General features: G+C 40.6%; 17 protein-coding genes. 15 read left to right on the top strand and 2 right to left on the bottom strand.

All coding sequences use genetic code 11. The features are described 5' to 3' along the window. Nucleotides 1–105 precede the first annotated feature (105 nt). The 10 genes from rpoE to pdxJ all read left to right on the top strand — a co-directional run bounded on the left by rpoE (nt 106) and on the right by pdxJ (nt 8,643). Nucleotides 106–687, top strand: coding sequence for an RNA polymerase sigma factor RpoE (gene rpoE / locus CWB77_RS09990; RefSeq protein ID WP_010387792.1), 582 nt, complete (start codon nt 106–108; stop codon nt 685–687). Between the two features lies 1 nt (nt 688). Next, a complete protein-coding gene (locus CWB77_RS09985) occupies nt 689–1,303 on the top strand; it encodes a sigma-E factor negative regulatory protein (RefSeq protein WP_138622577.1) in 615 nt (204 codons plus the stop codon). Nucleotides 1,304–1,307: 4 nt separating this feature from the next. Next, nucleotides 1,308–2,261, top strand: a complete 954-nt coding sequence (locus CWB77_RS09980) for a MucB/RseB C-terminal domain-containing protein (RefSeq protein ID WP_138622575.1) — start codon at nt 1,308–1,310, stop codon at nt 2,259–2,261. Continuing rightward, the gene (locus CWB77_RS09975) at nt 2,262–2,711 is read left to right on the top strand and encodes a SoxR reducing system RseC family protein (RefSeq protein ID WP_010387796.1); all 450 of its coding nucleotides are present in this window, start codon (nt 2,262–2,264) and stop codon (nt 2,709–2,711) included. Between the two features lie 122 nt (nt 2,712–2,833). Next, entirely contained in the window at nt 2,834–4,621 is a 1,788-nt protein-coding gene (lepA, locus tag CWB77_RS09970) for a translation elongation factor 4 (protein WP_010387797.1), read from the top strand. A gap of 18 nt (nt 4,622–4,639) precedes the next feature. Beyond that, on the top strand, nt 4,640–5,575 hold the full coding sequence (gene lepB, locus CWB77_RS09965; protein WP_054201762.1) for a signal peptidase I: 936 nt from the start codon (nt 4,640–4,642) through the stop codon (nt 5,573–5,575). A 2-nt stretch (nt 5,576–5,577) separates the two neighbouring features. Beyond that, complete coding sequence (rnc, locus tag CWB77_RS09960) at nt 5,578–6,255, top strand: ribonuclease III (protein ID WP_008466504.1); 678 nt, start codon at nt 5,578–5,580, stop codon at nt 6,253–6,255. Beyond that, on the top strand, nt 6,245–7,177 hold the full coding sequence (era, locus tag CWB77_RS09955) for a GTPase Era (RefSeq protein WP_010387801.1): 933 nt from the start codon (nt 6,245–6,247) through the stop codon (nt 7,175–7,177). The genes rnc and era overlap by 11 nt, the downstream gene beginning before the upstream one ends. Nucleotides 7,178–7,197: 20 nt before the next feature. Continuing rightward, complete coding sequence (recO, locus tag CWB77_RS09950; protein WP_138622573.1) at nt 7,198–7,890, top strand: DNA repair protein RecO; 693 nt, start codon at nt 7,198–7,200, stop codon at nt 7,888–7,890. A 21-nt stretch (nt 7,891–7,911) separates the two neighbouring features. Next, complete coding sequence (pdxJ, locus tag CWB77_RS09945; RefSeq protein ID WP_010387803.1) at nt 7,912–8,643, top strand: pyridoxine 5'-phosphate synthase; 732 nt, start codon at nt 7,912–7,914, stop codon at nt 8,641–8,643. A gap of 28 nt (nt 8,644–8,671) precedes the next feature. Here pdxJ and barA read toward each other — a convergent pair whose 3' ends face one another. Further along, entirely contained in the window at nt 8,672–11,458 is a 2,787-nt protein-coding gene (gene barA, locus CWB77_RS09940) for a two-component sensor histidine kinase BarA (RefSeq protein WP_171039095.1), read from the bottom strand. 102 nt (nt 11,459–11,560) lie between these two features. Between barA and rlmD the strand changes: the two genes are divergently transcribed. From rlmD to eno, 5 genes are all read left to right on the top strand, one after another. Further along, a complete protein-coding gene (rlmD, locus tag CWB77_RS09935; protein WP_010387805.1) occupies nt 11,561–12,886 on the top strand; it encodes a 23S rRNA (uracil(1939)-C(5))-methyltransferase RlmD in 1,326 nt (441 codons plus the stop codon). 8 nt (nt 12,887–12,894) lie between these two features. Next, complete coding sequence (gene relA, locus CWB77_RS09930; RefSeq protein WP_010387807.1) at nt 12,895–15,051, top strand: GTP diphosphokinase; 2,157 nt, start codon at nt 12,895–12,897, stop codon at nt 15,049–15,051. Further along, nucleotides 15,032–15,856 (top strand): nucleoside triphosphate pyrophosphohydrolase, encoded by an 825-nt coding sequence (gene mazG, locus CWB77_RS09925; protein ID WP_138622571.1) that lies wholly within the window; start codon nt 15,032–15,034, stop codon nt 15,854–15,856. The genes relA and mazG overlap by 20 nt, the downstream gene beginning before the upstream one ends. Nucleotides 15,857–16,013: 157 nt before the next feature. Next, the gene (pyrG, locus tag CWB77_RS09920; RefSeq protein ID WP_008111779.1) at nt 16,014–17,648 is read left to right on the top strand and encodes a CTP synthase; all 1,635 of its coding nucleotides are present in this window, start codon (nt 16,014–16,016) and stop codon (nt 17,646–17,648) included. A gap of 100 nt (nt 17,649–17,748) precedes the next feature. After that, a complete protein-coding gene (gene eno / locus CWB77_RS09915; RefSeq protein ID WP_008111781.1) occupies nt 17,749–19,047 on the top strand; it encodes a phosphopyruvate hydratase in 1,299 nt (432 codons plus the stop codon). A gap of 236 nt (nt 19,048–19,283) precedes the next feature. Here the strand turns inward: eno and mutH are convergent, their stop codons facing one another. After that, nucleotides 19,284–19,955, bottom strand: a complete 672-nt coding sequence (gene mutH, locus CWB77_RS09910; RefSeq protein WP_010387810.1) for a DNA mismatch repair endonuclease MutH — start codon at nt 19,953–19,955, stop codon at nt 19,284–19,286. Nucleotides 19,956–20,374 lie beyond the last annotated feature (419 nt).

Genomic DNA, 20,374 nt, shown 5'->3' with positions numbered 1-20,374 from the left:
CAATATGAGTCAGAACTTTTTATTCATCTAAGGGTCAGAGTAGGTGTGAACAATGGCGACACTATGAATAATAAGCAAGAATCAATCAGAGGAGTACCGGCTCGAATGAGCGAGCAGGAATTAGATTTAGCGTTAGTGAAAAGGGTCCAGCAGGGAGATAAAAACGCCTTTAACCTATTAGTTAAGAAGTATCAGAACAAAATAGCCGGTTTGATCTCACGTTATGTATCAAATCAAGGTGACATTGCTGATGTAGCACAAGAAGCGTTTATTAAAGCGTATCGTGCCCTTCCAAACTTTCGTGGTGATAGTGCTTTTTATACTTGGCTTTACCGTATCGCCGTTAATTGTGCTAAAAATTATTTAGTGGCTCAAGGGCGTAAACCGCCAGCAAATGATATAGATGCTGACGATGCCGAGTTTTATGAAGGTGCAGATTCAATGCGTTCTAACGCGTCACCTGAAAATTTACTATTAAGCGAAGAAGTCCGCGCTGTTATTTTTAATACGATTGATAGTTTGCCTGAAGATCTTAAAACCGCGATTACTCTTAGAGAAATTGAGGGTATGAGCTATGAAGAAATAGCCGTGGTTATGGATTGCCCAGTCGGGACGGTACGTTCGCGTATTTTTCGTGCCCGTGAAGCAATTGATAATAAATTAAACCCATTAATAGGCGAGTCTTAGTATGACAAAAGCACACGTTAACCGCTTAGATAACGAATCGTTATCAGCATTACTTGACGGTGAACAAACATTAAATGATGCAACTATTGCATCGGATGATGTTGCTACGTTTGGCCGTTACGCGTTAATCGGTGATGCAATGCGAGCTAAAGAAAATAACAATAATATGGATTTTGATATTAGTGATCGCATTTCGTTAGCACTTGAGAGTGAGCCCGTTTATGCAGACTTTAGCCAGTCTGATAAGTTGGCAACCCCTTCAAATACCGAAACAGAAAATAAAGTAGTGGCGTTTAATTGGCGTAAACCAGTTGCTCAATTAGCGATTGCAGCGAGCGTAGCAATGTTTACTATTGTTGGTGTGAACACCTTACCGCAAGGTGAAGAAGCTGTGCAAAACGAAATTCCATTATTGCAAACCACGCCGTTAACCGGCATGGCGTCGCCAGTAAGCTACTCATCGGCACCTGCACTTGATAACGCAGAGCAAGGTTTGCGAGAGCTTCAGCAGCAACGCATTGGCGCATTAGTACTTGAACATCAGCGTCAAGCGCGTGTAGCTCATTCGTTAAAAACAGCTAAAACAGATGAAACATCCCCAGAGGAAAAAAACTAATTAGATGAAAGTAATCACTTTTATTATGTCATTGGTGTTAAGTTTTAGCACTTTGGCCAATGACACAAACCCCGCTAAAGATTTACTGCTTGAAATGGCCAGTGCAGTTCACACTCGTAATTTCGACGCCTCTTTTGTTGTTGTTAAGGGTAAAAGTATGGAGCCCTACCGCTGGGTGCATGCTAAACAAGGTGATATAGAGCTTGAACATTTAAGTTTGCTTAATGGTGCTGGCCTTGAAATGATCCGCATTGACGATCAAGTTACCTACTTTGAGCCACAATCAGAACCTTACTCGTTAACAACCGATTCAATTGCAGGGCCTATCCCAGAAGTCTTATTTAAAGATATTAACCGCTTAAGTGCACATTATGACTTTGTGCTTGGTGGTAAAGGCCGTATTGCGGGGCGTCCTGCTCAGCTGGTTCGAATTGAATCTAGAAACGATGACAAATATAACTATTGGATTTGGATTGATACTGAGTCGTCTTTATTATTGAAAGCCGCCTATGTGAATCACCAAGGCGAAGCGCTTGAGCAATTACAACTTACCCACATTAGCGTAACTGAGCAACCGGCAAGCTTATTATTAGAAGTGCTTAATCGTAATTTTCCAACACCATTACCCGCTAATTCAATTGATGAACAAAGCAAAGCGAATGCTATGAATTGGACTATTGGATGGCTACCTGAAGGGTTTGAATTACTCAAGTCCGATAGACATAAGCTCGACTTAAACAATGAATTAACAGATTATTATTTATTTTCTGATGGATTTGTTGAGGTATCAGTATTTGTGCAACGGCCACTACCAGGTAAGCGCTTAAGCGGAGCTCTCACCTCAGGAGCAACCACTATTTATGTGCACAACGGCGGAAATTTTGATGTGTCTGTGGTGGGGAACATTCCAACCATGAGCGCTAAAGCGATTGCTGAGTCTGTTTCACGGGCATTATAGATGATAGAACAAACGTTAACCGTCGTGGCCCTTAGTGGCCACGTTGCGCATTTAGAAGCTCAACAAAAGCAGGCCTGCGAAGGCTGTAATGGTCGTTGTGGCTCTCAAGTGTTTAGTAAGTTATTTGGTACAGCAAAGAAAACCTTACCCTATAAATTCGAAACGCAACTAGAAGTTGGACAAAAAGTGACTATGTCACTGGATGACAGCCACGTTGTAAAACATGCCTTTGCCGTTTACATGCTGCCCTTATTTTTGAGTTTAATCTTTGCCTTAATAACCAGTGAATTAATACTATTGGCTGAAGGTTGGCAAATTTTAGCAGCGATATTGGGTGGCATCACCGGCTTCTTAATTGCTAAAACATGGGTAAAATCACTTAGGCATGAGATTAAAGTGATAAAAATTCATCCAATTAGTCTTCCTTTAACTCAAATAGATGGTGATTGACGCCAATTAAATGTAAAATTGCGTTTTTATGCCACAGTAACTTGAAAATGCACAGCAAGTATTTTCAAGTTATTTAGGCATGCGACCTTAGTCCTTTAAAATAGAAGTTTAGAATCCAGTTTATGAAGCATATCCGTAATTTTTCGATCATCGCCCACATTGACCATGGTAAATCGACCCTTTCTGACCGTTTGATCCAAGTTTGTGGTGGTTTAACCGACCGTGAAATGCAGAAGCAGGTTCTGGATTCAATGGATATTGAACGTGAGCGTGGCATTACCATCAAGGCGCAAAGTGTAACGTTAAACTACAAAGCAAACGATGGTGAAACCTACCAGCTCAACTTTATCGACACTCCAGGTCACGTTGACTTTACTTATGAAGTATCACGTTCATTAGCCGCGTGTGAAGGTGCATTATTGGTTGTTGATGCTGGCCAAGGTGTTGAAGCACAAACATTGGCTAACTGTTATACCGCCATCGAAATGGACTTAGAAGTTATACCGGTTCTAAATAAAATTGATTTACCACAAGCTGACCCATTACGTGTAGCCGAAGAAATTGAAGACATCATTGGTATTGATGCCCTTGATGCCGTGCAATGTAGTGCTAAAACAGGTGTGGGTATTGCCGAAGTACTTGAAATGATCGTTAAAGATGTACCGCCACCAGTTGGTGATAAAGACGAGCCATTACAAGCGCTAATTATCGATTCTTGGTTTGACCCTTACCAAGGCGTTGTATCGCTAGTGCGTATTAAGCATGGTGAACTTCGCGCGGGCGACAAAATTAAAATTATGTCGAATGAGCATATTCATACTGCAGATCATGTGGGTATTTTCACACCTAAACAAACTAATACCGGTATTTTACGTACAGGTGAAGTAGGATTTGTTATTGCCGGTATTAAAGAAATACACGGTGCACCGGTGGGCGATACTATTACTCATCAAAAAAATGCGGCACCTGAGCGCTTACCTGGTTTTCAAAAAATTAAACCACAAGTCTACGCGGGCATGTTCCCAATTGCGTCAGATGATTACGAGTCGTTCCGCGATGCACTTAACAAACTAAGCTTAAACGATGCGTCGTTATTCTTTGAACCAGAAAATTCAACCGCATTAGGGTTTGGTTTCCGTTGTGGCTTCTTAGGTATGCTGCACATGGAAATTATTCAAGAGCGTTTAGAGCGTGAATACAACATTGACTTAATAACCACAGCACCAACGGTTATTTATGAGGTAGTGACTAAAGAGGGCACTACACAAATTGATAATCCATCTGACTTACCAGCCGTAAACGATATTTTAGAAATACGTGAGCCAGTAGTAGAGGCTAACATTTTAGTACCGCAAGAGTACTTAGGTAGCGTAATCACTTTATGTGTTGATAAGCGCGGTATGCAAACTAAAATGAGCTACCATGGTAAGCAAGTTGCAGTAACGTATGAACTGCCAATGGCCGAAGTGGTAATGGACTTCTTTGATAAGCTAAAATCAACCAGTCGTGGTTTTGCGTCGCTTGATTATAACTTTAAGCACTTCCAAACCTCAGACATGGTACGTGTAGATATACTCATTAATGGCGAGCGTGTTGATGCCCTTGCTATTATTGTACACCGTGAAAGCGCGCAGTCTCGTGGTCGTCAGCTTGCTGATGCGTTAAAAGAGCTTATACCACGTCAAATGTTTGATATTGCGATTCAAGCAGCAATTGGTCAGCATGTAATCGCGCGTACAACCGTGAAGCAACTTCGTAAAAACGTAATCGCTAAGTGTTACGGCGGTGACGTGAGTCGTAAGAAAAAATTACTTCAAAAACAAAAAGATGGTAAAAAGCGAATGAAGCAACTTGGTAACGTTGAAGTGCCTCAAGAAGCGTTCTTAGCCATTTTAAAAGTTGGTAAATAAAAAATAAAGGGATAATAAATGGCTGGCTACTTTTCAGTTTTATTGGTGCTATTAACCTTAGGCTCAGGCTTAATATGGTTAATAGATCACTTAATGTTTGCCCCTAAAAGGCAAGAGCGTTTGGCAATTGCACAAACTTCTGCCGGTGGCCAACTTGACGAAGAAACAGCAGCATTGATTGCGCCTGAGCCAGTCATTACTGAAACAGCAAAGTCGATTTTTCCGATGATTGCTGCTATCACTATTTTTAGATCGTTTATTTTTGAGCCGTTTCAGATCCCATCGGGTTCAATGATGCCAACCTTATTAGTAGGCGATTTTATTTTAGTGCAAAAGTATTCTTATGGAATTAAAGACCCTGTATGGCGCAGCCAGTTAGTGGATGTGAGCGAACCAGAGCGTGGCGATATTGTTGTTTTTAAATACCCATTAGATGAGAGAGTTGATTATATTAAACGCGCTATAGGCTTACCTGGCGATAAAATTGTTTATCGCGACAAGCGTTTATATATTCAACCAAAATGTGAAGAAGGTGACGTTAAAAAAGGCGCGCTTCTTTGCAACGAATTCAATAAAATTGATTTTAAATTAATTAATGATGATGAATTTATGCAAGGCCCAATGGCTTTAGCGCGTTTAAATGAAGATTTAACGACCTCTAGCCATGATATTTTAATCAACCCAAAATCGCCTGAACGTAAAGGGCGTTACTACCAGCAATTGGGCACTCCTGCAGATGAATGGGTGGTGCCTGCTGATCATTACTTTATGATGGGTGACAATCGCGATAACAGCCAAGATAGTCGCTTTTGGGGCTTTGTACCAAAAGAAAACTTGGTGGGTAAAGCTGTCTTTATATGGATGAGTTTTGAATTTGATAATGGCCCAGATGACATTTTACCAGGATGGGTTCCAACTGGTGTTCGTTTTGAACGCCTAGGTAATATTCAGTAACAATGAAAAAAAATGTAACAGAGTTATACAAAAGAATTGGCTACACATTTGCTGATCAAGGCCTACTTGAGCAAGCAATGACGCACCGCAGCCACAAAGGTCAACACAACGAGCGACTCGAATTTTTGGGCGACTCGATTTTGAGTTTTGTAATTGCCAATGCCTTGTACGCTAAATTTCCTAAAGCACGTGAAGGCGATTTAAGCCGCATGCGTTCGACTTTAGTTCGCGGCCAGACGTTAGCTGAATTTGGTCTTGAGTTTGAGCTAGGTGATTACCTGCGTTTAGGCCCTGGCGAGCTAAAAAGTGGCGGGTTTAGACGCGAGTCGACCCTAGCAGATGCAGTGGAAGCTATAATTGGCGCTGTATTTTTAGATTCAGACATTGATCGTTGCGGCGAGCTTATTTTAGCGTGGTATGAATCACGTTTAGATGCTATTTCACCAGGGCTTAACCAAAAAGATCCTAAGACCCTGCTGCAAGAGTATTTGCAAGCTCGTAAGCTATCATTACCTGGTTATACTGTAGTAGACACTAAAGGTCAGGCACACAATCAAACATTCACGGTTGAATGTATCGTTGATGGAATGGATAGCATTATTTCTGTTGGCAGCTCAAGGCGTAAAGCCGAACAAAAAGCGGCCGAAAAAGCATTGAAGATACTTAAAAATGAATCTTGATACCTTAATACAGCCTCATGAAGGCGAAATAGACACATTTTGTGGCATGGTTGCGATTGTTGGCCGTCCTAATGTGGGTAAATCAACCTTGCTTAATGAAATTATTGAGCAAAAAGTCAGTATTACCTCACGTAAGCCACAAACCACGCGCCATCGTATTATGGGTATTCATACTGAGGGTAAACACCAAGCGGTTTATGTAGATACCCCAGGTCTGCATGTTGAAGAAAAGCGCGCTATTAACCGTTTAATGAACCGCGCAGCGTCGAGCTCAATTGGCGATGTTGAACTGATTATTTTTGTTGTTGAAGGCACCCATTGGAATGCCGATGACGAGATGGTACTAAACAAAGTGAGCCAAAGCGGCAAGCCGGTATTGTTAGTTATTAACAAAATTGACCAAGTGAAAGATCGCGATCTTGTACTGCCACACATGAAATTTTTAGGCGATAAGTTTGACTTTATAGGCATTATGCCTGTATCTGCGACTCAGGGTAAAAATATTGACCTGATCAAAGAAGAAGTGACTAAACGTTTACCGCCGTGCGAATTTTATTTTCCGGATGACTACGTTACTGACCGCTCAATGCGCTTTATGGCTGCTGAAGTGATCCGTGAAAAGCTTATGCGCTTTATGGGTGAGGAACTACCTTACTCAGTGACTGTGGAAATAGAGCAGTTTAAATGGCAAGAAAACGGTGTTTGGCATATCAATGGCCTTATTTTAGTTGAGCGTGAAACGCAAAAGCGCATGGTTATCGGTAACAAAGGCGAAAAGCTAAAAGTGATCGGCCGTGAAGCGCGTAAAGACCTAGAAGAAATGCTTGAAAATAAAGTATTTTTAGAACTATGGGTTAAAGTAAAATCGGGCTGGGCTGACGATGAACGTGCCTTAAGAAGCTTAGGCTATGGTGAAGACTAATAAGTATCGAATAGCCTAATATGGACAGCGACTTTTACAAAGCCTATTTATTACATCGACGTCCCTATAGTGACTCGCAAGTAATGTTAGATATGCTGGTAGAAGGCGTTGGCCAGCTTAGAATGCTCGCACGAGTTAGTGGCCGCCAGGCCACTAAACATAAAGCCCAATTGCAACCATTTCAATCCTTACTCGTCCATTACAATGGCAAATACGATTTAAAATATATTAATAAATTTGAGCTCTACGGCAACCCGTTATTTCTAACCGGTGATAAGCTTTATTGTGGCTTTTATTTAAATGAGCTAACTAATCGCATTGTGCCGATTAATGAGCCCATTGATCAAGTTTTTCAACTTTATAAAACACACCTAGAAAACCTTAATAGTGGTACTGACATGCAAGCGGTACTGCGCTCTTATGAATTTCAATTGTTAGAGTTACTAGGATATGGTGTTGATTTTAGTTTTGATGCGGACGGTGAGCCAATTGACGATAAACAAACGTATAGCTATTTTGCAGAAGTAGGGTTTTCGGTGCAACATGACACGCGTTCTGGATTTACCGGTTCACAACTTAATGCCATAGCAAATCATGACTTTAGCCAAGCGGATGTGTTATATATGGCAAAGCAATTAAGTCGTTATTTATTAAAGCCATTATTGGGCAATAAGCCATTAAAAAGTCGTGAGTTATTTATTAGCTCTCAATAAACAAATTTTACAGGTACAAACATGAAAGATATTCTTCTAGGCGTGAATGTAGATCATATTGCAACGCTTCGCCAAGCTCGAGGTACTTCTTACCCAGATCCAGCCCATGCAGCCAGTGTTGCAGAGCATGCCGGTGCTGATGGCATTACGATTCATTTACGCGAAGACCGCAGACACATTCAAGACCGCGATGTGTATGTGATGGCTAAAACCATTCAAACACGTATGAACCTTGAAACCGCAGTAACCGATGAAATGATTGCGATTGCACTTGAGGTTAAACCTGAATATGTATGCTTAGTACCTGAAAAACGTGAAGAGCTTACTACCGAAGGCGGCTTAGATGTAGCGGGTAATATTGATAAAATAGCCGCAGCGACTAAAACTCTAACGCAAGCCGGTATTAAAGTGTCACTCTTTATAGATGCTGATAAAGCGCAGTTAGACGCGGCAAAAGCCTGTGGTGCGCCTTATGTTGAAATTCATACTGGGGCGTATGCTGATGCCACCAACGATGAAGATACAGCAAAAGAGCTTGAACACATCCGCCAAGGCGTTAAGTATGCAGCGAGTATTGGCTTAATTGTTAATGCCGGCCATGGTTTGCATTATCACAACGTGAAGCCAATTGCAGCGATGCCAGAGATTTACGAGCTTAATATTGGTCACGCTATTATTGCCCGTGCAGCGATTGATGGTTTAGATAAAGCAGTGCGTGATATGAAACGCTTAATGCTTGAAGCTCGCGCTTAGAATCATAAATAACAATAGACAAGACGAGCTATAGCTCGTCTTTTTTATTGTTGTTATCAATGTTGGCATCAACAAGTAAGTTTTCCAGCTCGTCTTGAAGTTCAAACAGTTCGGGCTCTATATTATCAAGTACGCACTCATTTTTAAGTGATGTTTCGATCGTTTCAGCCAATGTTTTTAATTTTGGTACACCAGTATAGCAACACGCTCCATGAAATTTATGGATCACACTGAGTACTTGAGGGCAGTCATTGCTGACTATTGCTTGATTTAATAAGTTTAGGGTTTCAGGCACGCTTAATAACAACATGTTAAGCATTTCATTGGCTAATTCAGGCTTACCGCCTGCACGTTGCAGCGCCAACGTCCAATCAAGCCGAGTGCTATCAAAAGGGGCTGTGCTATGTTCAAATGTGCTTTTTGACTTATCACGGCTTACAGGTAACTGCGGGCTATGATCGCAAATAATTTGATTGAGCATATCTTCGTCAATTGGCTTAGTCAAATAGCCTTCAAAGCCATCTTTTAATAATTGTTCTTTTTCACTATTAAGTGCATGCGCCGTTACGGCAATAATAGGTGTATCTTCATTTAAAGATGACTCTTTAATGAGTTTACAGGCTGTAATGCCATCCATTATCGGCATTTGAATATCCATAAAAATCACATCATATTTATGACTTTTACTTAAGCTGTAAGCCTGTGAACCATTATGAGCAGTATCAATCAATTCCACCTGTTCGTTGAGTAGGGTGTAAATTAATTTTAAATTAGCGTCGTTATCATCTACCACTAATACTTTTAATGGCAGTAGAGTTTGTTCATGCTGGTCTATGTTATGCGCCGGGTGATCAAGTCGATATGGTGCGGCTAATAACTCACATAATTTACGATGGTTGAGCGGTTTACTTAAACAGGCATCTGCACCGCTGCCTATAAAGGCTTCACGCATATTGTGTGATACAGTATTAAGCATTAAATATAAATAATCGGTTGATTCCCTAACCGCTTTTACATAGCTTTTTAAGCGCTGCATATCATCAACCGATGCCATGTGACCAATAAGGCATATATCAAAATTAATCTCTGATTTCTCGATACACTCTAAAAATTCACTTTCGCTATGACATCGAGTGACGCTAATTTTCCACTCTTGTAATAATGAAACAACGGCATGATGGGTATGCTTATGTGGCTCTAGATAAAGAACACGTTTACCAATTAATGACTGGGTAGGCAAATCGTTGATAAATACATGATTTGGTAATCTAAATACGCCATTAAAAGTAAAGCATGTGCCACTACCTGGAGCTGAATTTAAGGTAATACGGCCATTCATAGCTTCAACAATATGTTTAGTAATAATAAGCCCTAAGCCAGTGCCACCAAATTTACGGGTGATACTGGAGTCGGCTTGGCCAAAGGCGGTAAATAAAGCGTCTTGTTTATCGGCAGGAATACCCACCCCGGTGTCAGCCACCGACACTAAAATGGAAGTACGCTCCTCATCCAACAAACGATGGCTAATATCGACTTTAATGGCGCCTTTTTCAGTAAATTTTATAGCGTTACTTAACAAGTTAATAAGTACTTGTTTAAATCGAGTGGGATCGCCGGTTAAGTGATCGGGCACCTGAGGGTTTATATAAATAGAGAGCTCAAGTTGTTTGTCGTGAGCGCTAGGTGCCAGTAATGTCATCACTTCGTTTACGCTATCGCGTAATTGAAATTGAATTGATTCAAGCTCCATAGCACCCGCTTCTAATTTGGAGAAGTCTAATATATCGCTAATAATGGTCAGTAAGCTGTTTGCTGAAAGCTCAATGGTATCAAGGTAATCTTTTTGGTTTTTATTTAGCGGTGTTTTATAAAGCTGGCGAGTAAAGCCAATAACCCCATTAAGTGGTGTGCGCAATTCATGACTCATTTTTGCTAAAAAGTCAGACTTAACGCGGTTAGCATCTTGGGCTTCTTTTTTAGCCATAGTGAGCTGTATATTTTGTGTTTCGTATTGCTCAAGCGTTTCGCGGTAATCACTAGTTGCTTGATCAATATTTTTTTGCATTTCGTCTTTTTGCATCACCATAGAGTGGGATATGGTATTGAGTCCTTCACGCAATAGTTCAAACTCACCATTCATGGGCTCAGTTAACCCTGTTTGTCTTTTCCCTTCAATCAACCTGTCGGTAGCAAGTACTAACTTATTTAGCGGTGTCATAAACATACGGCTAAGTTTTAGTGCTAAAATAGCTGCTAATACTAAGGCAAGAATAATAATAATACCGCTGACTAATAATGCGCGTTGCTGACCAATAACAGCTTTGTCGCGATTAAGTTGGATCACTACGGTACCTAATGTGGTCTGAAACTCAGAGGTATTCCAATCGCTATTAGGTGTTGTGTGATTAATAATAGGGGTAAAAAAAGTTACTAACTCTTCAGTTTGCTGAACATGTGTGGCTTTAAAACTGTCTATTTGTGTTTGCTCAATTAAGGTATCGAACGAGCGATGATAGTTACTAGTTATAATAAGTTGGTTGTTATCATTAAAAATAGCAATTGATTTAATCGCCGGTGAGTGTTTGTTATGTGTATAACGAATCACGCGATTAAGTAGTTTTTTATTTTTTTCCAGTAAAGGTTGTTCAAGAGCAATCGCTAAAGGCTCAGAAATTGTTGTGCCTTGTTGATATAAAATTTCATCAAGCTCAATGTAACGATTTATTGTAAAATAACCACCTAGTAATAGCCCAATGATCACTGTGGGGATCAGGGTGAGTGTTAAAACAGAATCGCGCAAGCCTAGTTTGGTCATAATCTGAGCATTATTATCATTTTTATTAAATGTGAGTATATACATACTCATAGCTATTCTCAAAGTAGAGACGTAATTCATCAACCTTTAAGGTAATGCCTCATGGCACAAATATTTAAAGCAAAGAAAAAACCACTACAACAGCAATCGCTAGAACTCGATATTACAGCAATGGATCACCATGGCCGTGGTATTGCTAAGTACAATAATAAAGTGTGTTTTGTTAGTGGTGCATTACCTGGTGAGCGAGTAAAAGCCAAGTTGGTTGATGATAAAGCACGTTACAGCCAAGCTGATACGCTTAAAATAATTAAAGCTAGTGAATATCGCACAGCGCCTATTTGTGAACATTACAGTCAGTGTGGTGGTTGCCAGCTACAGCATTTAGATACCACACAACAGGTAATTGAAAAGCAAGCTGCGGTGAATCAATTATTTGCCAAGTTTGCAAAATTAACCGATTTAAACTGGCAAGCCCCGCTGCAAAGCCAAGCAACTCATTATCGACGCAGTGCTCGAATTGCTGTTATGCTCGACAAGGCTGCAAAAAAAATGCGGGTAGGCTACAGAGCACGTGGCTCTAAAAGTATTGTTAGTATTAATCAGTGCCCAGTTTTAAGTGATGTATTTGCCGATGTATTTAATGTATTTGATAAAGTCATTAATCAAAACAAGACGCTACACAGTATCAGTCATTTACAATTATGTGCCGCTGATGAACAATCTTTTATTGTTATCCGCCATACCAAAGCGATTTCACCTCATGATAAGGCGTTTGTTGAGCAAAGTGTGGCAGCTCATAATTGGCAGTTAGTGTGGCAAAGTGACAGTGATACTATTGATCATTCACATTTAGCTATGCCATTTTATAAACTTGAACAGTTAAATATAATGTTTGAGTTTGGGCTCAGTAATTTTATTCAGGTTAACGCGAGTGTAAATCAAGCGATGCTGATCCAAGCTGCAAACTGGTTAGCACTTCAAGGCGATGAAAATGTTCTGGATTTATTTTGTGGTATTGGTAACTTCTCTTTAGTGTTAGCCAAACAAGCTAAAACAGTAACAGGAATTGAGGGCGTAACTTCGGCGGTTGCATTAGCAACACAAAATGCGCACACTAACTCTATTACTAATACCCAGTTTCATTGTTTTGATTTAACCACGAGCATTAAAAAAGCGCCGTGGTTTAATAAAGAATTAGATGTTTTAGTACTCGACCCCTCACGCACTGGTGCGATGGCAGTTTTAGAACAGCTTCCATTAACTCAGTTTAAAGCGATTTTATACGTTTCTTGCGACCCTGTTACTTTAGCCCGTGACAGCGCTATTATTTCGCAAGCCGGCTTTGAGCTGAACAAGATAGGGCTAATGAATATGTTTCCTCACACGGGGCATATCGAAACTATGGCGTTATTTCAACGGAGGTAAAGCGCATTATGGTAGCGACACGTCAATCTCATCAACATGATAAAGCGGGTGACTTTTTTTCACGCGTAGAATCTCTTGATTTGTCTCAAGAAAAAATCAGCTTACTCAACAAAGCGCAGCAGCTTTGCCAAACGTGCGATAACAGCGAGCGACAAAATACCGCTATAGAAATGGTGGAGATTTTAGTTGAGTTAAATTTAGATGCTGACTCTTTAGCCACAGCCTATTTAACCCCTTATTATTTAAATGATGTAGTGAGCATTGATGCGGTAGAAGAGCATTTAGGCAATCATGTTGCAGTGCTGCTTACAGGTGTGTCACAAATGGCTACCATAAGTACCTTAGCTCATCAAGGCAACGGCACTGTGCAAGTCGATAATATTCGCCGGATGCTGCTTGCTATGGTGGAAGATGTGCGCGCTGTGGTGATTAAATTAGCCGAACAGGTTTGCCATTTACGCAATGTCAAAGATGCCGCAGAAGAAGAGCGAGTAGTTGCCGCCAAAGAGACCGCTGATATATTTGCACCGCTTGCCAATCGTCTTGGTATTGGTCAATTAAAATGGGAGCTTGAGGATTTAGCTTTTCGTTATTTGCACCCCGATATTTATAAAAACATTGCCAAGCAGCTCGATGATAAGCGCCTTGCCCGTGAAGCGTATATGGTTGATATGGTTGAACAGGTCAAACAACGCCTCCATGAAGCGGGTATTAAAGCTGAGGTGTACGGCAGGCCAAAACATATCTACAGCATTTATAAAAAAATGGCGAAAAAGAACTACGAGTTTGATCAGCTATTTGATATACGTGCCATGCGAATTGTGGTTGAACGATTACAAGATTGCTACGGCGCCCTAGGTATAGTGCACACTAATTGGCGTCATTTAAATAAAGAGTTTGACGATTACGTTGCGACCCCAAAACAAAATGGCTATCAATCTATTCATACGGTTGTGTTTGGTCCTGAGGGTAAAACCGTTGAAATTCAAATACGAACACACGACATGCATCAAGATGCAGAGCTGGGTGTCGCCGCGCATTGGATGTACAAAGAAGGCGCATTACCAGGGCGTGGTTCAGGCTATGAGCAAAAAATTAGCTGGTTGCGTAAATTACTGCAATGGCAAGAAGAAGTGGTTGATGGCAGCGATTTAGCACAAGAGCTTAAAAACCAAGTGGTTGAAGATCGTGTGTATGTGTTTACCCCTCGAGGCGATATTTTTGACTTACCACTGGGGGCAACGCCTCTTGATTTTGCTTACTACATTCACTCCAATGTAGGGCATCGATGTATTGGCGCAAAAATATTTGGCAAAATAGTGCCATTTACTCATCAGTTAAGCACTGGTGACCAAGTTGAAATACTAACCCAAAAGCAGCCAAACCCAAGCCGTGATTGGTTAAACCCGTCGCTGGGATATATTAAATCGTCTCGCGCTAGAGCCAAAATCCACCATTGGTTTAAACAGCTCGACCGCGATAAAAATTTAAGTGCGGGTAAAGAAATCCTTGATAACGAATTACAAAAATTAGAGCTAACTTATAAAGATTTAGATCCTGCTATAAAGCGTTTTAATTTTAGAGAACTTGATGACTTAATGGTCGCCATTGGCGCAGGCGATATTCGTCTTAACCAAATGCTTAACTTTATTACCGACAGAACAGAGCATGAGCCGGTAATTCGTTTTAAATCGCCTAGTAAAGTGACTGGTGACAAAAACGGTATTGTGGTGGATGGGGTCGGTAGTTTAATGAGCCATGTTGCTCGTTGTTGTCGCCCAGTACCTGGGGATGAAATTATTGGGTATATTACTCAAGGGCGCGGTATTGCGGTGCACCGAGAGGATTGTGATTCGTTTAGTAATTTAAAAAACAAGCACCCCGAGCGTGTTATTTCAGTGAGTTGGTCAGACGATATTAGTAGCTCTTACGCCTTAACTATTCGCATTGAAGCCAGTGATCGTTCTGGCTTAATTCGTGACATCAGTTCTGCACTTGCCAATGAAAAAGTTAATGTGCTCAATATGAACGTAAACACGGTTGATAGCACTCAAACTGCTATTTTTGTGATGCAAATTGAAGTGCATGACTTACAAGGCACAAACAAAGTGCTGTCTAAGCTACATCAGATCGAAGGGGTACACAGTGCAAAACGAGGGCAGTAATCAGGCTAACAATGAGGCTTTAAGCCAACTGCTGGAAATAATGCAAACACTGAGAAACCCTGAGGGCGGATGCCCTTGGGATCTCAAGCAAACGTTTGCGTCAATCGTACCTCACACTCTTGAAGAAGCCTATGAAGTGGCTGATTGTATTGAGCGCGACGATTTAAATGAACTTAAAGGTGAACTAGGTGATCTGTTATTTCAAATCGTATTTTATGCGCAACTAGCGCAAGAGCAGCAATTATTTAACTTTAATGATGTGGTGGCTCAGTTAAATGAGAAGCTAGTGCGCCGTCATCCGCATGTATTTTCATCGCAAGACACACCCACAACTGATGCCGAATTAGCCGCGCAGTGGCAAGCAATAAAAGCACAAGAGCGCGCAGCTAAACCCCAAGATGAAAGCTCAACACTTTGGCAAGATATACCAAATAGTTTACCTAGCTTAACAAAAGCTAAAAAAATTCAACAACGTGTAGCCGCTTTAGGCTTTGATTGGCCTACTTATCATGGCGCTATAGATAAAGTGAGTGAAGAGGTTGAGGAAGTGAAAGAAGCTTTAGCTCATAACCCGTACTCAGCGCATACAGCAGAAGAGCTAGGTGATTTGTTGTTTGCTACCGTGAATGTAGCGCGCCATGTTAAACGTGATCCAGAGCAATTGCTTCGTAGTGCCAACGATAAGTTTTCTGCACGATTTGAAAAGGTGCAAAATTACTTAATTGCCCAGGGTAAATGTATTGAGTCAGCGTCTTTAGAGGAAATGGATGCGGCATGGGATGCAATAAAAAAATTAAATAAATAGGGACATAAAAAATGTCTGTTTTTTGTGCACAGATTTGCTATTTATAGCTGGATTGCTTAGCCATGTTTTGGTACAATTTCGCCCCGTCTTGTTTATATTCCAAAATCACTTGTTTGGGTATTATATTCCTTTTAATTCCTGATATTCTAGGGTTCGCATGAGTACAAAATTTATCTTCGTTACTGGCGGAGTTGTTTCTTCGTTGGGTAAAGGTATTGCAGCAGCATCATTGGCCGCTATTTTAGAAGCCCGTGGCTTAGATGTTACCATTCTAAAGCTGGATCCTTACATCAACGTTGACCCAGGCACAATGAGCCCAATTCAACACGGTGAAGTATACGTTACCGAAGACGGCGCAGAAACGGACCTTGATTTAGGTCACTACGAACGTTTTATTCGCACCAAAATGACCAGCCGTAATAACTTTACGCAGGGGCGCGTATATGAAGATGTACTACGTCGTGAAAGACGTGGTGAATATCTTGGCGCAACTATTCAGGTTATTCCTCATATTACCAATGACATTAAGCAACGTGTTTATGATGGCGCAGAAGGCCATGATATAGCAATCGTTGAAATTGGTGGTACGGTAGGTGATATTGAATCACAACCATTTATCGAAGCAATTCGTCAAATGGGTACAGAAATTGGTCGTGAACGCGCACTTTTTATTCACTTAACCTTAGTGCCATTCTTAGGCCCTGCCGGTGAAGTGAAAACAAAACCAACTCAGCACTCAGTTAAAGAGTTACGCTCGGTAGGTATTCAACCAGATATTCTTATTTGTCGCTCAGACCGTAAGCTGCCAAATAACGAGCGTGCAAAAATTGCATTGTTCACAAACGTTGAAGAAAAAGCAGTTATTTCACTGCCTGATGTAGACAGTATTTATAAAATCCCTGCGTTATTAAAATCGCAAGAGTTAGATAACTTTGTATGTCGTCGTTTTCATTTAGACGCGCCTGAAGCTGATTTAGCTGAGTGGGAACAAGTATTGTATCAAGAGTCTAACCCAACGGGTGAAGTGACAATTGGTATGGTAGGTAAATACATTGAATTACCAGATGCATACAAATCAGTAAACGAAGCATTAAAGCATGCGGGACTGAAGAATCGTTTAACTATTAATATCCAATACGTTGATTCACAAGACTTAGAAACCAAAGGAACGGATGTTCTTTCTCGCTTAGATGCTATTTTAGTGCCAGGTGGTTTTGGTGGTCGTGGTGTTGAAGGTAAGATTTTAGCGGCAAAATATGCTCGTGAAAACAAAGTGCCTTACTTAGGTATTTGTTTAGGTATGCAGGTTGCGCTTATTGAATACGCACGAAATGTTGCCGGTTTAGTTGATGCAAATTCAACTGAATTTAACGCAAACTCAGACTCGCCAGTGGTTGGTTTAATCACTGAGTGGTTAGATGCTGAAGGTAATGTTGAATTACGTGACGAAAAATCTGATTTAGGTGGCACTATGCGTTTAGGCGCACAAAAATGTCATTTAACACCAGGCTCTAAAGTACATGATGTGTATGGTAGCGACGAAATTGTTGAACGCCATCGTCACCGTTATGAAGTTAACAACAACTTTGTAGCACAACTTGAGCAAGCTGGTTTAAGCTTTACAGGTTTATCTGAAGATAAAAAACTAGTAGAGATTATTGAGAATAAAGATCACCCTTGGTTTATTGCAGCGCAATTCCACCCGGAATTCACTTCAACACCACGTGATGGTCACCCGCTATTTGAAGGGTTTGTAGCTGCGGCTCATACCTATCAAAAAGCGTCTTCGTAATATAAAAAGGCTGTGCATGATGCGCGGCCTTTTTTGTTTCTAAGGCTAGCCAAACTCAGGTTAGCCGCACTCACCATTTTGGGAATATAGAGGAATCAAGATGTCAGAAATCGTAAAAGTAATCGGTCGTGAAATTATGGACTCGCGTGGTAACCCAACTGTTGAAGCTGAGGTATATTTAGCTGATGGTTCATGGGGCCGTGCTGCTGCACCTTCAGGTGCATCTACAGGAACTCGCGAAGCATTAGAATTACGTGATGGTGATAAAGCGCGTTACTTAGGTAAAGGCGTATTAAAAGCGGTTGGCTTCATTAATAATGAAATTGCAGAAGCGCTAAAAGGTCAAAACGCACTTGCTCAAAGTGATGTAGACCAAGTAATGCTTGATTTAGATGGTACTGAAAACAAAGAAAAACTAGGTGCTAATGCTATTTTAGCGGTTTCACTTGCTAACGCAAAAGCGGCTGCACAATCTAAAAAAGTAGAGCTTTACGAGCACATTGCTGACTTAAATGGCACGCCAGGTGTTTACTCTATGCCACTACCAATGATGAACATCATCAACGGCGGTGAGCACGCTGATAACTCAGTAGATATTCAAGAATTTATGGTTCAGCCAGTAGGTGCTACTAACTTCCGTGAAGCATTGCGTATGGGTGCTGAAGTATTTCATAGCCTAGCTAAGGTACTTAAAGCAGATGGACATTCAACAGCTGTAGGTGACGAAGGTGGTTTTGCACCAAACCTTGCATCAAACGAAGCTGCACTTGCAGCTATTAAAGTGGCTGTTGCAAATGCCGGTTATGAGCTTGGTAAAGATATTACCCTTGCACTTGATTGTGCGGCCTCTGAGTTTTATAACAAAGAAGCAAATATCTATGACCTTAAAGGTGAAGGTAAGCAATTTACATCTGAAGAGTTTAACCACTTCTTAAAAGATTTAACTGAGCAATACCCAATTGTATCAATTGAAGATGGTTTAGATGAGTCTGATTGGGATGGCTTTGCACACCAAACCAAACTAATGGGCGATAAAGTTCAATTAGTGGGTGATGATTTATTCGTAACCAATACTAAGATTTTAAAACGCGGTATTGATAACGGTATTGCCAATTCAATCTTAATTAAATTTAACCAAATTGGTTCACTAACAGAGACGTTAGCAGCAATCAAAATGGCAAAAGATGCAGGTTTTACAGTGGTTATTTCTCACCGCTCTGGTGAAACTGAAGATGCAACTATTGCTGATTTAGCGGTAGGTACTGCTGCAGGTCAAATTAAAACGGGTTCATTAAGCCGTTCAGATCGTGTTGCTAAGTACAACCAATTGCTACGTATTGAAGAGCAATTAGGCGCTAAAGCACCGTACAATGGTTTAAAAGAAGTTAAAGGTCAGTAATATTTATTTTTAACTCCGGTTAAGGTAAATGTTCAACTTTGATTTATAAATCCCCGCCTATGCGGGGATTTTTTGTAAAAAATAGCAAAAAAGAGGCAAAAGGAACGGGCTACTGGCGTTAAGTTTGCAGGTCTGCAAGCAGTGCGAATGTTTGGGTTAAAAAAAGGAAAGTAGACATTAGGCGGCAGGCATTAGTAAGCAACTAGCCGAGCTCAACGCTAATTACTTTTCATCAATTAAAGCTGAAATTGCTTTTTTAAAATATCACCCGTAAAACTGGTTTTTAAGTAAAAGCCACGTGGCAGAGTTTTTATAATTTGTCCGTTTGGGCCTATTGCATCGGTAACAATATGGCTATTGGCTGCTTTTGGTCGTATTTGCATTACATCCCCTAAATGACCTGAGATTTCATCAATTCTACCAAGAGCTATAAGCTCCATTTGTTCTTCCCAGTCTCGCTGCAATTGTGCATCTTGCGCGGGGGAAGGTTGCCACAAAAAGCCACTGCCTATGGTTCTATCAAAAGGAGCGATATCGCGCTCACTTAAAATAGGTAACCATAAAACATGATTCAACTTTTTACGTACGCTACTTGTGTGCCACGTCATGCCAGTTACATTCATTAGCGGGGTGACCGACACAAAGGTGGTTTCTAGCGGTTTACCTTTATATGAAATAGGCAATGTTTTAAGCTCTATGCCTAAATCTTCAAAGTCGGGGAGCGGTTTTGAACCAGCGGTTGCGCCTAATACATACTCAATCAGTTGACCTGTCCAGCCTTTTTCACGCAATAAATCATCTGGCGTTTTAAAGTGGTACTGCTGTGCTAGTTGTCCAAGTGTGAGCCCTGCAATATTATTGACACGTTGCATTAGTTGATTAATTGAATGAGGTTTTAAAGGTTGCATACTGTTAATTTAGTTGAATAAATACCAACGCCATGATAGCAAATTAGCTTGATAGTGGATATCTTTAGCGGTTGGTTGATTTTTATACTTACTATGATTGGTGCAATTTTATGCACTGCTTTAAAGCGTTAAAATTAACTAAGTAACTGAACTACATTGCTTTTTTTGTTTTTGGTGTTCAGTTTTAATTAAGGTCTATAATTGTTGTAAGGATAAATACAGATGTATAAACATGTTTATCCACAGATTCTGTGGAGAACATCACTTTTTTGATCTTGTATTGTGGATTTGTTTGCTAAATGAGCGTGTTTTACAAAAGTTATGCACAAGCTGTGAGTAACCAGCACAAACAGTGTGGTTTTTATGTATTTACGTATGGCAGTGTTGTTTGTTATTCACATGCAATGGATTTCGCCATT

Origin of the sequence: Pseudoalteromonas sp. S1610 (genome assembly GCF_005887465.1) — a bacterium.
Lineage (GTDB): Bacteria > Pseudomonadota > Gammaproteobacteria > Enterobacterales > Alteromonadaceae > Pseudoalteromonas > Pseudoalteromonas undina.
Note: the sequence above shows the minus strand (reverse complement) of the source record. Positions and strands in the feature narration are given on the sequence as shown.

Bases quoted from the DNA above. Each gene is read 5' to 3' on its own strand.
- eno (WP_008111781.1), top strand. From the start codon at position 17,749: ATGTCAGAAATCGTAAAAGTAATCGGTCGTGAAATTATGGACTCGCGT.
- lepA (WP_010387797.1), top strand. From the start codon at position 2,834: ATGAAGCATATCCGTAATTTTTCGATCATCGCCCACATTGACCATGGT.
- rnc (WP_008466504.1), top strand. From the start codon at position 5,578: ATGAAAAAAAATGTAACAGAGTTATACAAAAGAATTGGCTACACATTT.
- pdxJ (WP_010387803.1), top strand. From the start codon at position 7,912: ATGAAAGATATTCTTCTAGGCGTGAATGTAGATCATATTGCAACGCTT.
- barA (WP_171039095.1), bottom strand. From the start codon at position 11,458: ATGACCAAACTAGGCTTGCGCGATTCTGTTTTAACACTCACCCTGATC.
- recO (WP_138622573.1), top strand. From the start codon at position 7,198: ATGGACAGCGACTTTTACAAAGCCTATTTATTACATCGACGTCCCTAT.
- rlmD (WP_010387805.1), top strand. From the start codon at position 11,561: ATGGCACAAATATTTAAAGCAAAGAAAAAACCACTACAACAGCAATCG.
- mutH (WP_010387810.1), bottom strand. From the start codon at position 19,955: ATGCAACCTTTAAAACCTCATTCAATTAATCAACTAATGCAACGTGTC.
- CWB77_RS09975 (WP_010387796.1), top strand. From the start codon at position 2,262: ATGATAGAACAAACGTTAACCGTCGTGGCCCTTAGTGGCCACGTTGCG.
- CWB77_RS09980 (WP_138622575.1), top strand. From the start codon at position 1,308: ATGAAAGTAATCACTTTTATTATGTCATTGGTGTTAAGTTTTAGCACT.
- rpoE (WP_010387792.1), top strand. From the start codon at position 106: ATGAGCGAGCAGGAATTAGATTTAGCGTTAGTGAAAAGGGTCCAGCAG.
- relA (WP_010387807.1), top strand. From the start codon at position 12,895: ATGGTAGCGACACGTCAATCTCATCAACATGATAAAGCGGGTGACTTT.
- era (WP_010387801.1), top strand. From the start codon at position 6,245: ATGAATCTTGATACCTTAATACAGCCTCATGAAGGCGAAATAGACACA.
- CWB77_RS09985 (WP_138622577.1), top strand. From the start codon at position 689: ATGACAAAAGCACACGTTAACCGCTTAGATAACGAATCGTTATCAGCA.
- lepB (WP_054201762.1), top strand. From the start codon at position 4,640: ATGGCTGGCTACTTTTCAGTTTTATTGGTGCTATTAACCTTAGGCTCA.
- pyrG (WP_008111779.1), top strand. From the start codon at position 16,014: ATGAGTACAAAATTTATCTTCGTTACTGGCGGAGTTGTTTCTTCGTTG.